The following is a 15,021-nucleotide window of genomic DNA, read 5'->3' on the forward strand; positions in this document are numbered from 1 at the left end:
TCACACCCGTTCCCATACCGAACACGGAAGTTAAGCTCTTTTGCGCCGATGGTAGTTGGGACTTTGTCCCTGTGAGAGTAGGACGTCGCTAGGCAAAAAAAAGAATCAGTCAATATGACTGGTTCTTTTTTTTTGGACTTTTATATAAATAAAATATTTTTAAGCGTTAGATTACATATAAGGTTAAAGACAATTTGTTTTGGTGAAGATAGAGTTGAATGCAAAACAGTTGCAAAATTTTTTGGTATCTATATAATTAAAGTCAAAGATAGTCAAAGTCAATAAAGGTGGAAGGTGAATGAAGAATATATCAGATATCATCGAACAATACTTGAAGCGAGTTATTGACTTAAGTGAAAATAACCATATTGAAATTAAGCGAAGTGAAGTTGCAGACAAATTTGATTGTGTTCCTTCTCAAATTAATTATGTGATCAATACTCGTTTTACGTTAGAGCACGGGTTTATAGTAGAAAGCAAAAGAGGCGGGGGAGGTTACATTCGCATTATTAAAGTGAAGCTTCTCGATGAAATAGATATAATTGATCAAATGTTACAACTAGCAGGTACTAGTATTTCGCAAACTGGTGCTGAAAACATCATTCAACGACTATCGGAGGAAAAAATTGTATCGCAAAGAGAAGCTAAACTGATGTTAAGTGTAATGGACCGTGCTGTATTGCAAATAGATTTACCATACAGAGATGAATTACGGGCTCGAATTATGGAAGCTATGTTAACCGCGCTCAAATATAAGTAGCTCTAAAGGTGGGGATGTACGATGCTTTGTCAGGAATGCCAAACGAGACCAGCTACGATGCACTTTACAAAAATTGTGAATGGACAAAAAACAGAAACTCATATTTGTGAACAGTGTTCAAATGAGAAAGGGTATTCTACTTTCTTTTCATCACAAAATCATGATTTTTCTTTCAATAATCTTCTGGCTGGTCTGCTAAATATGCAACAGACGGAAGATGGCAAAACAGAAGATGCGTTTGAACAACAGGAACCATATTGCCCAGAGTGCCATATGACATATCAACACTTTACACAGATTGGTAGGTTTGGATGCGCACATTGTTATGAAGCGTTTCAGGATTATTTAAACCCAGTGCTTCGCCGTCTTCATAGTGGAAATATTGAGCATCATGGTAAAATACCAAAACGTATAGGAGGAAATCTTCACTTACAAAAAGAATTAGAAGAGTTAAAACATATGTTACAGCAACATATTCAAAAAGAAGAATTTGAAGAAGCAGCTAAGAATCGTGACCGTATTCGTATGATTGAACAACAACTTAGTGAGCATAGAAAGGAGGAATAATTCTATGTCACTCGATCACATTATGAATGATGCGATTAGTCCTTGGATGAAGGAAAGTGGTCCTGATTCTGACATTGTGTTAAGTAGTCGTATTCGGTTAGCGAGAAACTTACGTGATTTTTTGTTTCCAACGTTATTAACGAATGAGCAAGTCCAGAAAATTAATGAAATACTGGAGCACATTATACAAGATGATTCGACTAGCTTTGGAAAAATGGAATTTTTGAAAATGATTGATTTACAGCCTATCCAAAGGCGTGTACTCATGGAAAAACATTTAATTAGCCCTGATTTGGCAGGAAATTCATCTTCAGGTTCTTGCCTACTATCAGAAAATGAGCAAATCAGTATTATGGTCAATGAAGAGGATCATATTCGTATACAATGTTTATTTCCGGGCTTTCAATTATCAGAATCCTTGCAACTTGCGAATACAGTAGATGATTGGTTGGAGAAGCATATTGAGTATGCGTTTGATGAACATCTTGGCTATTTAACGAGTTGCCCTACAAATGTAGGAACAGGACTACGTGCTTCCGTTATGATGCACTTGCCTGCACTGGTTTTAACGCAGCAAATGAATCGTATAGCAACTGCTATTAATCAATTGGGCTTAGTTGTACGTGGTATATACGGAGAGGGCAGCGAAGCACTCGGAAACATTTTTCAAGTTTCCAATCAAATTACACTTGGAAAATCTGAGGGAGATATTATTGAAGATTTAAAAAGTGTTGTGGCGCAATTAATACAGCAGGAGCGAGTTGCAAGAAAAGCATTACTGAATACATCGGGTATTCAGCTTGAAGATAAAGTATTTCGCTCGTATGGTGTTCTTGCAAATAGCCGATTAATAGAATCAAGTGAAGCAGCAAGTTGTTTATCGGATGTTCGATTAGGTATCGATTTGGGGTATATTCAAAATATTTCTCATAATATTCTGACGGAGCTGATGATTCTAACTCAGCCGGGGGTATTGCAGCAATACGCAGGAGGTCCCTTGCGACCAGAAGACCGAGATTTTCGTAGGGCTTCTCTCATTCGAGAACGGTTGCTGTTAGAACAGAATAAAAATAAATAGGAGGCGAGTTCATATGATGTTTGGAAGATTTACAGAACGTGCACAAAAAGTATTAGCGTTGTCCCAAGAAGAAGCGATTCGTATTGGTCATAATAATATTGGTACAGAGCACATTTTGTTAGGGCTAGTTCGCGAAGGAGAAGGGATTGCTGCAAAAGCACTTCTTGCTCTTGGATTAAGTCCAGAAAAAATTCAAAAAGAAGTAGAGGCATTGATTGGTCGTGGAACGGAAGTCACACAAACCGTTCACTACACACCAAGAGCTAAGAAAGTCATTGAGCTTTCTATGGATGAAGCAAGAAAGCTCGGTCATTCTTATGTTGGTACGGAGCATATTCTTCTTGGATTGATACGAGAAGGAGAAGGCGTGGCAGCTCGTGTGTTAAACAATCTTGGCGTTAGCTTAAATAAGGCAAGACAGCAAGTTCTTCAATTATTAGGAAGCAATGAGGCAACTCCAGGAAATCAAGCGGGTAATACATCAAATGCAAACACACCAACGCTTGATAGCCTAGCTAGAGACTTAACTGCTATTGCACGTGAAGGACGCCTTGACCCAGTTATCGGAAGAAGCAAGGAAATTCAACGTGTTATTGAGGTACTGAGCAGAAGAACGAAGAATAATCCAGTACTAATCGGTGAGCCAGGGGTAGGGAAAACAGCAATTGCAGAAGGTTTAGCACAACAAATTATTCACAATGAAGTACCAGAAACGTTACGTGACAAACGCGTTATGACATTGGATATGGGAACGGTAGTTGCTGGAACGAAATACCGTGGTGAATTTGAAGATCGTTTGAAAAAAGTAATGGATGAAATTCGTCAAGCTGGGAATATCATACTTTTTATTGATGAGCTTCATACATTAATAGGAGCTGGTGGAGCAGAAGGTGCAATCGATGCATCTAACATTCTAAAACCATCACTTGCTCGCGGTGAATTGCAATGTATCGGTGCTACAACGATTGACGAGTACCGTAAATATATTGAAAAGGATGCAGCGTTAGAACGTCGGTTCCAACCAATTCAAGTAGATGAACCAAGTGTTACAGAATCTGTGCAAATTTTAAAAGGATTGCGAGATCGCTACGAAGCACATCATCGCGTATCCATTACAGATGAATCCATTGAAGCTGCAGTAAAATTGTCAGATCGCTATATTACTGATCGTTTCTTACCTGATAAAGCAATTGATTTAATTGATGAGGCTGCATCGAAAGTTCGCTTACGTTCTTATACAGCACCACCAAATCTAAAGGAATGTGAACAAAAGTTAGAGGAAGTTAGAAAAGAGAAAGATGCAGCAGTGCAAAGTCAAGAATTTGAAAAAGCCGCATCATTACGTGATAATGAACAACGCTTGCGTGAACAATTAGAAGATACAAAGCAACAATGGAAAGAAAAACAAGGAAAAGAAAACTCTGAAGTTACGGTTGAAGACATTGCAAGTGTTGTATCGACTTGGACTCGTATTCCAGTATCAAAGCTTGCCCAAACCGAAACAGATAAACTGTTAAATCTAGAAAGTGTATTGCATGGTCGTTTAATTGGTCAAGATGAAGCGGTTATTGCAGTAGCGAAGGCCGTACGTCGTGCCAGAGCTGGATTAAAAGATCCAAAACGTCCGATTGGATCCTTCATTTTCCTAGGACCAACTGGGGTAGGAAAAACAGAACTTGCTCGTGCTTTAGCGGAATCTATGTTTGGCGATGAGGATGCCATGATTCGTATCGATATGTCAGAGTACATGGAGAAACATTCTACTTCTCGTCTTGTCGGTTCTCCTCCAGGATATGTTGGATATGATGAAGGTGGTCAACTCACAGAAAAGGTTCGCAGAAAACCTTATTCCGTAGTTCTACTGGATGAAGTTGAAAAAGCACATCCAGACGTATTTAATATTTTGCTTCAAGTGTTAGAGGATGGTAGATTGACTGATTCCAAAGGACGTACAGTTGATTTTCGTAATACCATTGTTATTATGACATCCAACGTGGGAGCATCCACATTAAAACAAACACAACATCTTGGATTTAATGTTCAGGATGAGGGCAGAGAATTTTCAGATATGAAAGAAAAAGTAATGAAGGATTTGAAACAAGCGTTTCGTCCGGAATTTTTAAATCGGATTGATGAAATTATTGTGTTCCATCCGTTAGAGAAGAAACATATTAGACAAATTGTAACGCTTATGGTTCAACAATTAAAAAATCGTCTCCATGAACAAGAAATTGATCTCGAGCTAACAGAGCCTGCCTTAGATTTAGTAGCAGATAAAGGCTTTGATGCTGAGTACGGAGCACGTCCGTTACGACGCTCTATCCAAAAGCATGTCGAAGATCGCTTGTCTGAGGAACTATTAAAGGGAACAATAGAAAAAGGACAGAAAGTTGTACTAGATGTAGAGGGAGAATCGTTTGTCATTCGCAGTGTAGAAAAGGTAAAATAAGAGTACAAGAAAAAAGGGCTAGAAAGTAGCCCTTTTTCTTGTATAAGAATATATTGCTCCGCTTTACGATATAACTCTGTAAAGGTTTATCTTATATCATCAAAGAACGGGGTCCTAACAGAGATAGTAAGGAGGAAAACTATGGCGAAAAAGAAAACAAAGTTTGTTTGCCAGGATTGTGGCTATGAGTCACCGAAATGGATGGGGAAATGTCCAGGATGCGGGGCATGGAATACACTTGTAGAGGAAATGGAAGCACCAGTGTCTTCACGTCGGGTTGTTTTTGCAACAGGAATGCAATCTGAAGTAGCCAAGCCTCGGCCAATTACCAATGTAGAAACAATCAATGAAGCACGCATAACGACGAAATTTCAAGAGCTAAATCGCGTATTAGGCGGCGGAATCGTAGATGGCTCACTTGTATTAATTGGCGGAGATCCCGGAATTGGAAAGTCCACGTTACTTCTTCAAGTATCCTCTCAACTCGCTGAAAGTTCTTACCAAGTATTATATATTTCAGGGGAAGAATCGCAGAAGCAAATAAAGCTTAGGGCCGATCGACTACAAGTTAGCAGTGATAACTTATATGTGTATTCGGAAACAGATTTACAGCGTATCGTCCAGCATGTGGAGGAAATGGGTCCTTCCTTTGTGGTCATTGATTCCATTCAAACGATTTATTTACCAGAGGTAACATCCGCACCTGGAAGTGTGTCACAAGTTCGTGAATGTACAGCAGAGCTAATGAAATTAGCAAAAATTAAAGGGATTCCTATATTCATTGTTGGTCATGTTACAAAGGAAGGCAATATTGCAGGACCCCGTATGCTAGAGCATATGGTGGATGCAGTGTTGTATTTTGAAGGAGAAAGACACCATACATATCGCATTTTGCGAGCAGTCAAAAACCGATTTGGTTCAACAAATGAAATTGGGATTTTTGAAATGAAGGAACTAGGCTTACAAGAAGTTCTTAATCCATCCGAAATTTTTCTAGAAGAGCGGCCCGTAGGTGTTGCAGGTTCAATTGTTGTTGCTTCGATGGAAGGAACGCGTCCTGTTCTTGTTGAAATTCAAGCGTTAATATCCCCAACAAGTTTTGGAAATCCTAGACGTATGGCGACAGGGATGGATCATAATCGTGTGTCTCTTATTATGGCGGTATTAGAAAAGCGAGCAGGTATGCTACTTCAAAATCAAGATGCCTATTTAAAAGTTGCAGGTGGACTGAAGCTAGATGAACCAGCTATTGATTTAGCAGTTGCACTGAGTATTGCATCTAGTTTTCGTGATAAGGCGACGTCCCCAACAGATGCAGTAATTGGAGAAGTAGGATTAACAGGTGAAATTCGAAGAGTATCACGAATCGATCAACGGGTACAAGAGGCGGCAAAGCTTGGTTTTAAACGAGCAATTATTCCAAAGAAAAATATAGGCGGTTGGACCATCCCAGAAGGAATTGAAGTAGTCGGTGTATCCAATATAGGAGAGGCTCTTCAGTGCACACTAGGAGGATCATAATGGATGAAACAAAACCAAAATCAAAAAGCATCATTTCCATATTGCAATTAATTGCACCCGGAACACCTTTACGGGAAGGAATTGAAAATGTACTCCGTGCGCAAACGGGGGGACTTATTGTACTTGGCTACAATGATCAAATTAAAGGAATTGTAGATGGAGGATTTCATATCAATTGTTCTTTTTCTCCTTCTAATTTATATGAGCTTGCGAAGATGGACGGAGCCCTTATCTTAAATGAAACGGGTACGAAGATTATACTTGCCAATGCGCAGCTTACACCCGAAGCACACATTGGGTCGATAGAAACGGGAATGAGACATCGAACAGCAGAACGTGTTGCAAAGCAAACAGGAAATCTTGTCATTGCGATTTCGCAAAGAAGAAATGTTATCACGTTATATCAAGGACATTTACGGTATACATTAAAGGATATTGGTGTAATCTTAACGAAAGCAAATCAAGCGATACAAACCTTGGAAAAATATAAGGCTGTATGGTTAGAAGGTATTACGAATTTAGGTGTACTCGAATTTGAGGAAGCAGTGACAATTTCTGAAGTTGTTCACGTTTTACATAGTGTAGAGATGGTACTTCGTATAAAGAATGAAATATATAATTACATTCATGAGCTTGGATCTGAAGGAAGACTTATTCGTCTACAGCTAACAGAATTAATCGCAGATTTAGAAGAAGAAGCTGCACTGCTAATTAAAGATTATTATCAAGGGAAAACACAAGATTATAAGCAAGTGCTGAAAAAGTTGCAGGAGCTCTCGAACACATCTTTACTAGAAGACAGTGATATGTTAAAGCTATTAGGTTTTTCTGCGCAGGTAAACATGGAAGAAAGTATTACGCCACGGGCATATCGTATTCTTGGGAAAATTTCTCGCTTGCCTCCCCTTATTATTGAAAATTTAATTAATCGCTTTAAAAATTTGCATGGGGTATGCCGTGCAACCTTATCTGAATTAGATGAAGTAGAAGGAATTGGGGAAGTACGTGCAAAGAAAATACGCGACGGATTAAAACGAATTCAAGAGCATTTATACATGAGTCGCCACAACTAATATTGTTACATATCTGTGACAATTTCGGAAGATTCAAACCTTTTTTAAATATGGTATGATATATTGGTAAGCAAACTATTCAAATGCTTTGTTATTGTATGTTTCTAATAGAGCAAGAATGTCTATAATGTGTAGGAGGTGGTTTCATGATAAAACGAATTGTACAGCTTTTCTTTATTGTAATTGGAGGAGCATTAGGAATTTTTCTTATTCCCCAAATCATAGATGTATTAAATGTCGGTTCTGTAAGTTGGTTAGCAGAATCATACGTACGAGCAATCGTTGGTGCCATTGTTTTATTTATCGCTACGTTTTGGGTCGTTGATTACATTGTCCATTTCATTAAGGCGGTAGAAGAAGCGTTGGTAAAAGCACCGGTTACTGATGTTTTATTCGGTAGTTTAGGACTTATTTCTGGACTTATAGTAGCTTACTTAATTCTTTTACCTATTAAATCGATTACGATTCAAATGATTAGTACCGTATTGCAAATATTTATTACATTACTTCTGGGTTATTTGGGATTCCAAGTTGGATTTAAGAAACGCAATGAGCTTGTTGCATTGTTCTCACTTCCGCAACGAGGAAGCAAGAAAAAGGGTGCGGCAGGAGAAGATACGGAAGAAGATTCTCCAAGCAATTTTAAGTTATTAGACACAAGTGTCATTATTGATGGCCGTATTGCTGATATTTGTCAAACTGGCTTTTTCGAAGGAACAATATTAATTCCTCATTTCGTTCTTGAGGAGCTACAACATATAGCAGATTCCTCCGACACATTAAAGCGTAATCGGGGACGCCGTGGTTTGGATATTCTGAACAAAATTCAGAAAGAACTAGATATAAAGGTAGAAATCTATGACGGTGATTTTGAAGATATTCAAGAAGTAGATAGTAAGTTAGTAAAGCTAGCAAAATTATTAAATGGGGTTGTTGTAACGAACGACTTTAATCTAAATAAAGTTTGCGAACTACAAGGAGTTAAAGTACTTAATATTAATGACCTAGCAAATGCAATCAAGCCTGTTGTGCTTCCTGGAGAAGAGTTACATGTATATGTTGTAAAAGATGGAAAAGAGCATAATCAAGGTGTAGCCTATTTAGATGATGGTACGATGATTGTAGTTGAAGATGGTAGAGAGTTCATTGGTACGCAGATTGTGGTTCTTGTAACAAGTGTACTTCAAACATCAGCCGGTCGTATGATTTTTGCCAAGAGAAAGTTACTTGAAAAAGCACAATAATCAGGAGCTACTTATGAAATATACATTAATCATTCCAGCTGCAGGAAGGGGGAAACGGATGGGAGCAGGCAAAAACAAATTGTTTTTGTCAGTATCATCTGTTCCTCTTATTATTCATACGTTACGCGTATTTGACGAGGATCCTAAATGTGAACGTATCATACTAGCCATTCATGAAGACGATTATAAATTGTTTGAGCAACTCATTGCAAAGTATGATATAAAAAAAGAGATTATGTATGTGGAAGGCGGAGAAGAACGTCAGGATAGTGTCTACAATGGTGTCTTGAAGGCAATTGGTTCAGACTATGTACTCGTCCATGACGGGGCCCGTCCGTTCGTTACACAAGCCATTATAGATGACGTACTTCAGATGGCGGTAAGAAAGGGAGCATCTATTTGTGCTGTTCCCGTAAAGGATACAATTAAGCGTGTACAGGAATTGTCTGTTGTAGAAACAGTTGAACGTTCAAGTCTCTGGGCAGTTCAAACGCCTCAAGGATTTAAAACGTCGATTCTTTCTGAAGCACATGTAGTGGCTAAGAAAGATGCGTTCTTTGGTACGGATGATGCGAGTCTCGTAGAATATATACATAAAGAAGTAGGCGTTGTACAGGGCAGCTACTACAATATAAAAATTACAACACCTGACGATCTCGTTGTAGCAGAAAGTTTTCTTACACGAAAGGATATGTAGGGAGGATGTACGATGTTTCGAATTGGACAAGGTTTTGATGTACACGCGTTTGCAGAAGGTAGACCCCTTATTATCGGAGGAGTAACCATACCGTATGAACTCGGATTAGTTGGTCATTCAGATGCAGACGTATTGCTCCATGCAATTGCTGATGCTTGCTTAGGAGCAATTGCTGCCGGAGATATTGGCAAGCATTTTCCCGATACGGATGTTGCCTTTAAAGATGCAGACTCTGCAGTACTACTGGAGAAAGTGTGGGGGTTTATACAAGAAAAAGGCTATGAACTAGCCAATCTTGATTGTACGATTATTGCGCAAAAACCGAAGATGGCCCCTCATATAGAAGAAATGAGAAGTCGCATTAGCAGTATTTTAGTAACATCTACTGAGAATATAAATGTTAAAGCAACTACAACGGAAAAACTAGGATTTACAGGACGTGAGGAAGGAATTGCATCTCAAGCAGTTGTACTGTTGAAAAAAAAGCAATAACCCTATACACTTTATAAGTATGAATTAAAGACGGAAGGTGTCCACACATGTCAAATAAAGTAAGATTGAGATATGCACCAAGTCCAACGGGACATTTGCATATTGGTAATACGAGAACAGCCCTATTTAACTATTTATTCGCTAAGCACCATGGCGGAGACTTTGTGATTCGAATTGAAGATACAGATTTAAAGCGAAATGTTGAAGGCGGAGAAGAAAGTCAACTCAGTAATTTAAAATGGCTTGGGATAGGCTGGGATGAAGGTCCAGATATCGGAGGCCCCTATGGTCCGTATCGTCAAACAGAACGTTTAGATATTTATAAAGAATTGTATGAACAACTGTTAGAACGTGGCTTAGCATATAAATGCTATGTAACAGAGGAAGAGTTGGAAGCTGAGCGGGAAGCACAAATTGCTGCAGGTGAAACTCCTCGCTATACAGGTACGCACCGAAATTTAACAGAAGAGCAAAGAAAAGAATTTGAAGCAGAGGGACGTGTGCCTAGTATTCGTTTCCGCGTTCCAGACCATAAAGAGTATACATTCCATGATCTTGTCAAAGGTGATGTTACTTTTAATTCTGATGAATTTGGCGATTTTGTTATCGTGAAGAAGGATGGTATTCCAACTTATAACTTTGCTGTTGCAGTAGATGATCATTTGATGGAAATTTCCCACGTGCTTCGCGGAGAAGAGCATTTATCAAATACACCGAAGCAAATGATGATTTTCGAAGCATTTGGCTGGAGAGCACCTGAATTTGGTCATATGACATTAATCGTAAATGAAAATAGAAAGAAATTGAGTAAGCGTGACGAATCGGTTCTTCAATTTATTTCACAATATGCAGAGCTTGGATATTTACCAGATGCATTATTAAATTTCATTGGACTATTAGGTTGGTCTCCAGTTGGAGAAGATGAAATCTTTACAATAGAACAATTTGTTGAAATGTTTGATGCGGCTCGTTTGTCTAAATCACCTGCAGTTTTTGACACACAAAAACTAAAATGGATGAACAATCAATATGTGAAACAACAATCACTTGAGAGCGTAGTAGAGCTTAGCGTACCACACCTTGTAAAGGCAGGTCGCGTAAGTGAAAATATGAGTGAGCAAGAAAAGGCTTGGATTACAGATTTGATTGCGTTATATCACGATCAAATGAGCTATGGCGCTGAAATCGTCGAACTATCTGATATGTTTTTCCGTGATGATGTGACGTATGACGAAGCTGGACAAGCTATATTAGGAGAAGAACAAGTACCTGTCGTACTTGCTGCTTTTGGCGAAGAACTTGCGGCCTTGGAAGAATTTACGCCTGAAAATATTAAAGCTGCGATTAAAGCAGTACAAAAGAAAACAGGAAACAAAGGGAAAAAGCTCTTTATGCCAATTCGCGTTGCAGCAACTGGTGAAGAACATGGACCTGAACTTCCAAATGTCATTAAGTTGCTTGGCAAGGAAAAAGTAATCAATCGAATTAACAAATTGATTCATTAACAATTGTATCTATTTTGAAATATAATGAATGTATATCGTAAAGCTAGGAGAAGGAAGAGTAAGGAAAACATATTCTTTTCAGAGAGAACCATCGATAGGCTGAAAATGGTTTAAGAATTGTTTTTCTGAAGTGCGCCTTTGAGTCTTCTGTTGAATGGAGTAGGCAGAAGCGGCCAAAAGCCGTTATCTCATTTGAGTTAAGTCAACGTTTTGACTTAAACAGAGTGGAACCGCGCTATAGGCGCCTCTGTGTATGCAGAGGTGTCTTTTTTTTTGCTTCAAAAATGATAATATTTAGCGTTTGTATTCCAATACACTATTTGGGTTTAAAAAAGGAGGAGAGATGATGTTTAAGAGGCTTCGTGAGGATGTAGAAGTAATCTTTGAACAAGATCCGGCAGCAAGAAGTTATATAGAGGTCATATTGACATATTCAGGCTTACATGCGATTTGGTCACATCGAATCGCCCATGCTTTATATAAACGACGTTTTTTCTTTCTGGCTAGGTTAACCTCTCAAATGAGTCGCTTTTTTACGGGTATTGAAATTCATCCTGGAGCAAAAATTGGACGCCGCTTTTTTATTGACCATGGTATGGGAGTTGTTATTGGAGAAACGTGTGAAATTGGAGATAATGTGAGTGTGTTTCAAGGGGTTACATTGGGTGGTACTGGGAAAGAAAAAGGAAAGCGGCATCCGACAATTCAAGATAATGTATTAATTGCAACAGGAGCAAAAGTGTTAGGATCAATAACAGTCGGAGAAAATTCAAAAATCGGTGCGGGTTCCGTAGTGCTTAAAGAGGTACCGCCGAATTCCACAGTAGTAGGTATCCCAGGAAGAGTAGTTATTCAAGATGGAGTAAAAATAAAGCGGGATTTAAATCATAGTGATTTACCTGATCCAATTGCAGATAAATTGCGGACGATGGAACAAGAAATTCAACAGTTAAAACAGCACCTAGAAGCTATGAAGGAAGGGAAGGAATCCGATGACTATCTATCTTTATAATACGTTAACACGTGCGAAGGAAGAGTTTGTTCCCTTAGAAGCAGGAAAGGTAAAAATGTATGTATGCGGTCCTACGGTTTACAATTACATTCATATTGGGAATGCACGTCCTGCTATCGTATTTGATACTGTAAGACGTTATTTAGAATACAAAGGGTACGAAGTAAAATATGTTTCAAACTTTACCGATGTAGATGATAAGTTAATCCGTGCTGCGAAAGAGCTAGCTGAGGATGTACCAACTATCGCAAATCGTTTTATTAATGCGTATTTTGAAGATGTAGAGGCACTAGGATGCCGTCATGCCGATGTGCATCCGCGGGTGACTGAAAATATGGATACGATTATTCAATTTATTCAGGAACTAGTGAACAAAGGATTTGCCTATGAGTCTGAAGGTGATGTGTATTATAAAACAAAAGAATTCGAAGAGTACGGAAAGTTATCTCATCAGTCCATTTCAGAACTGCGTCATGGTGCAAGGATTGAAGTAGGGGAAAAGAAGCAGGACCCGCTTGATTTCGCATTATGGAAAGCAGCGAAGGTAGGAGAAATCTCTTGGGATAGTCCATGGGGAAAAGGGCGTCCGGGTTGGCATATTGAATGCTCTGCTATGGCCCGTAAATATTTAGGAGACACCATTGATATTCATGCTGGTGGGCAAGATCTATCTTTCCCGCACCATGAAAACGAAATCGCACAATCTGAAGCTTTAACTGGGAAAACATTCTCAAAATATTGGTTACACAATGGCTATATCAATATAAATAACGAAAAAATGTCAAAATCACTCGGGAATTTTATCCTTGTTCATGATATTATTCAGCAATATGAAGCAAGATTAATTCGATTCTTCATGCTGTCTGTACAATATCGTCATCCAATTAATTTTAATGAAGAATTGCTACAAAGTACGCAAAATGGATTGGAACGAATTCAAACCTCCTATTTAAATTTAAAGCATCGTTTACAAAGCAGCAGCAATTTAGCTGGCAATGATGACATGTGGTTAAAGGAGCTTTCACAATTTCGACAGCAGTTCGAAGAAGCAATGGATGATGATTTTAATACAGCTAATGCAGTAACCGTACTGTACAATTTGGCAAATTTCGCAAATCAATATTTGTTAGAGCAACATACATCGAAACAAGTTATTGAAGCATTAATAAAAGAGTTAAACGATTTATTTGATATTATTGGACTGTCCCTTGATAAGCAAGAAGATTTACTAGACGAAGAAATTGACTCGTTAATTCAAGAACGGATCGATGCGCGTAAAAATCGTAATTTCGCTCGTGCAGATGAAATTCGTGATGAGTTAAAAGCACGTAACATTATACTGGAAGATACGCCGCAAGGCCCTAGATGGAAAAGAGGATAAGCATGTTTGATGCAAAACAGTTAAATAGTTTAGCTTTAGCCTATATGGGTGATGGAGTATATGAACAATATATTCGACATCATCTTCTTATGCAAGGAGCAATTAGACCCAACCAGCTTCATCGCACAGCAACGAAATATGTGTCTGCAAAGGCGCAAGCAAGCATAATTCTAACATTAATAGACAAGGAACAATTAAGTGAGGAGGAAATGGCTGTAGTAAAACGAGGAAGAAATGCAAAGTCTGGGTCCGTACCAAAAAATACAGACGTCGTGACTTATCGTTATAGTACGGCATTTGAAGCTCTAATTGGCTATCATTATTTGTTAGAAAATAAGGCCCGAGTTGAAGAACTTGTAAAACAAAGCATTGCTATTATAGAGAAAGGGGGCATATAAGGTGTCGGAAGAATACATTATGGGTAGAAATACAATTATTGAGGCGATTAAGTCAGGCCGTGACATTAATAAGATTTGGGTTGCAGAAGGCGCGGTCAAAGGGCAAATTCAAATTGTATTACAATTAGCCAAAGAAAATGGTATTATTATACNAGGCCGTGACATTAATAAGATTTGGGTTGCAGAAGGCGCGGTCAAAGGGCAAATTCAAATTGTATTACAATTAGCCAAAGAAAATGGTATTATTATACAACAGTCTCCTAAAAAGAAGTTAGATCAGATGGTAGAAGGAAATCATCAAGGTGTAATTGCTCAAGTTGCTGCTTATGCGTACAGCGAATTAGATGATTTGTTTGCACTTGCAAAAGAGCGAGATGAGGAACCATTCTTTTTACTCCTTGATGAGATTGAGGATCCGCACAATTTGGGAAGTATTATGAGAACAGCGGATGCTGTAGGTGCACATGGAATCATTATTCCAAAACGCAGGGCGGTAGGTCTAACTGCAACGGTTGCTAAGGCATCAACGGGCGCTATAGAGTATATACCAGTTGTTCGCGTAACAAACATGGCACGAACGCTAGATGAACTTAAGGATCGCGGTATATGGGTTGCAGGGACAGATGCGAAAGGAACGGATGACTTTCGTAATCTAGATGGTACTATGCCATTATGTGTCGTAATCGGAAGTGAAGGAAAAGGAATGAGCCGTCTCGTAACGGAGAAATGCGATTTTCTTGTACAATTACCCATGGTTGGAAAGGTAACATCGTTAAATGCTTCCGTTGCTGCAAGCCTTTTAATGTATGAGGTATTTCGAAAGCGACATCCTATTGGTGTTTAA

At 38.7% G+C, this 15,021-nt stretch carries 14 protein-coding genes, 1 rRNA gene and 1 other annotated feature; all 15 genes read left to right on the top strand.

The window, feature by feature from the left end; all coding sequences use genetic code 11:
* Positions 1 to 94, top strand: a 5S ribosomal RNA gene (rrf, locus tag ACAN53_RS17075); the annotation flags it as partial.
* 204 nt (positions 95 to 298) lie between these two features.
* Complete coding sequence (locus ACAN53_RS17080) at positions 299 to 760, top strand: CtsR family transcriptional regulator (RefSeq protein WP_379971358.1); 462 nt, start codon at positions 299 to 301, stop codon at positions 758 to 760.
* A gap of 21 nt (positions 761 to 781) precedes the next feature.
* A complete protein-coding gene (locus ACAN53_RS17085) occupies positions 782 to 1,327 on the top strand; it encodes a UvrB/UvrC motif-containing protein (RefSeq protein ID WP_379971359.1) in 546 nt (181 codons plus the stop codon).
* Positions 1,328 to 1,373: 46 nt separating this feature from the next.
* Positions 1,374 to 2,405: a protein arginine kinase gene (locus ACAN53_RS17090; protein ID WP_379971428.1), complete on the top strand. Its 1,032-nt coding sequence runs from the start codon at positions 1,374 to 1,376 to the stop codon at positions 2,403 to 2,405.
* A 13-nt stretch (positions 2,406 to 2,418) separates the two neighbouring features.
* Positions 2,419 to 4,854, top strand: coding sequence for an ATP-dependent protease ATP-binding subunit ClpC (gene clpC / locus ACAN53_RS17095; protein WP_379971360.1), 2,436 nt, complete (start codon positions 2,419 to 2,421; stop codon positions 4,852 to 4,854).
* A 141-nt stretch (positions 4,855 to 4,995) separates the two neighbouring features.
* A complete protein-coding gene (radA, locus tag ACAN53_RS17100) occupies positions 4,996 to 6,375 on the top strand; it encodes a DNA repair protein RadA (protein ID WP_379971361.1) in 1,380 nt (459 codons plus the stop codon).
* Positions 6,375 to 7,448, top strand: coding sequence for a DNA integrity scanning diadenylate cyclase DisA (disA, locus tag ACAN53_RS17105; RefSeq protein ID WP_379971362.1), 1,074 nt, complete (start codon positions 6,375 to 6,377; stop codon positions 7,446 to 7,448). Before radA ends, disA begins: the two co-directional genes overlap by 1 nt.
* Positions 7,449 to 7,594: 146 nt before the next feature.
* Positions 7,595 to 8,692 carry a PIN/TRAM domain-containing protein gene (locus tag ACAN53_RS17110; RefSeq protein ID WP_379971363.1) on the top strand — a complete coding sequence of 366 codons (1,098 nt, stop codon included), beginning with the start codon at positions 7,595 to 7,597 and terminating at the stop codon, positions 8,690 to 8,692.
* A gap of 13 nt (positions 8,693 to 8,705) precedes the next feature.
* On the top strand, positions 8,706 to 9,389 hold the full coding sequence (gene ispD, locus ACAN53_RS17115; RefSeq protein WP_379971364.1) for a 2-C-methyl-D-erythritol 4-phosphate cytidylyltransferase: 684 nt from the start codon (positions 8,706 to 8,708) through the stop codon (positions 9,387 to 9,389).
* Positions 9,390 to 9,401: 12 nt separating this feature from the next.
* A complete protein-coding gene (ispF, locus tag ACAN53_RS17120; RefSeq protein ID WP_379971365.1) occupies positions 9,402 to 9,881 on the top strand; it encodes a 2-C-methyl-D-erythritol 2,4-cyclodiphosphate synthase in 480 nt (159 codons plus the stop codon).
* 47 nt (positions 9,882 to 9,928) lie between these two features.
* Complete coding sequence (gene gltX / locus ACAN53_RS17125) at positions 9,929 to 11,386, top strand: glutamate--tRNA ligase (RefSeq protein ID WP_379971366.1); 1,458 nt, start codon at positions 9,929 to 9,931, stop codon at positions 11,384 to 11,386.
* A 36-nt stretch (positions 11,387 to 11,422) separates the two neighbouring features.
* Positions 11,423 to 11,638, top strand: a binding site (T-box leader).
* A 94-nt stretch (positions 11,639 to 11,732) separates the two neighbouring features.
* On the top strand, positions 11,733 to 12,398 hold the full coding sequence (cysE, locus tag ACAN53_RS17130) for a serine O-acetyltransferase (protein WP_379971367.1): 666 nt from the start codon (positions 11,733 to 11,735) through the stop codon (positions 12,396 to 12,398).
* A complete protein-coding gene (gene cysS, locus ACAN53_RS17135; protein ID WP_379971368.1) occupies positions 12,379 to 13,779 on the top strand; it encodes a cysteine--tRNA ligase in 1,401 nt (466 codons plus the stop codon). Before cysE ends, cysS begins: the two co-directional genes overlap by 20 nt.
* A gap of 2 nt (positions 13,780 to 13,781) precedes the next feature.
* The gene (locus ACAN53_RS17140; RefSeq protein WP_379971369.1) at positions 13,782 to 14,177 is read left to right on the top strand and encodes a Mini-ribonuclease 3; all 396 of its coding nucleotides are present in this window, start codon (positions 13,782 to 13,784) and stop codon (positions 14,175 to 14,177) included.
* Between the two features lies 1 nt (position 14,178).
* Positions 14,179 to 15,021 carry a 23S rRNA (guanosine(2251)-2'-O)-methyltransferase RlmB gene (rlmB, locus tag ACAN53_RS17145; RefSeq protein WP_379971370.1) on the top strand — a complete coding sequence of 281 codons (843 nt, stop codon included), beginning with the start codon at positions 14,179 to 14,181 and terminating at the stop codon, positions 15,019 to 15,021.

The sequence above is a fragment of the Ectobacillus soli genome (assembly GCF_042610425.1).
GTDB lineage: Bacteria > Bacillota > Bacilli > Bacillales > Bacillaceae_G > Ectobacillus.

Coding starts and splice junctions, on each gene's coding strand:
- ACAN53_RS17080 (WP_379971358.1), top strand. CDS start 299: ATGAAGAATATATCAGATATCATCGAACAATACTTGAAGCGAGTTATT.
- ACAN53_RS17085 (WP_379971359.1), top strand. CDS start 782: ATGCTTTGTCAGGAATGCCAAACGAGACCAGCTACGATGCACTTTACA.
- ACAN53_RS17090 (WP_379971428.1), top strand. CDS start 1,374: ATGAAGGAAAGTGGTCCTGATTCTGACATTGTGTTAAGTAGTCGTATT.
- clpC (WP_379971360.1), top strand. CDS start 2,419: ATGATGTTTGGAAGATTTACAGAACGTGCACAAAAAGTATTAGCGTTG.
- radA (WP_379971361.1), top strand. CDS start 4,996: ATGGCGAAAAAGAAAACAAAGTTTGTTTGCCAGGATTGTGGCTATGAG.
- disA (WP_379971362.1), top strand. CDS start 6,375: ATGGATGAAACAAAACCAAAATCAAAAAGCATCATTTCCATATTGCAA.
- ACAN53_RS17110 (WP_379971363.1), top strand. CDS start 7,595: ATGATAAAACGAATTGTACAGCTTTTCTTTATTGTAATTGGAGGAGCA.
- ispD (WP_379971364.1), top strand. CDS start 8,706: ATGAAATATACATTAATCATTCCAGCTGCAGGAAGGGGGAAACGGATG.
- ispF (WP_379971365.1), top strand. CDS start 9,402: ATGTTTCGAATTGGACAAGGTTTTGATGTACACGCGTTTGCAGAAGGT.
- gltX (WP_379971366.1), top strand. CDS start 9,929: ATGTCAAATAAAGTAAGATTGAGATATGCACCAAGTCCAACGGGACAT.
- cysE (WP_379971367.1), top strand. CDS start 11,733: ATGTTTAAGAGGCTTCGTGAGGATGTAGAAGTAATCTTTGAACAAGAT.
- cysS (WP_379971368.1), top strand. CDS start 12,379: ATGACTATCTATCTTTATAATACGTTAACACGTGCGAAGGAAGAGTTT.
- ACAN53_RS17140 (WP_379971369.1), top strand. CDS start 13,782: ATGTTTGATGCAAAACAGTTAAATAGTTTAGCTTTAGCCTATATGGGT.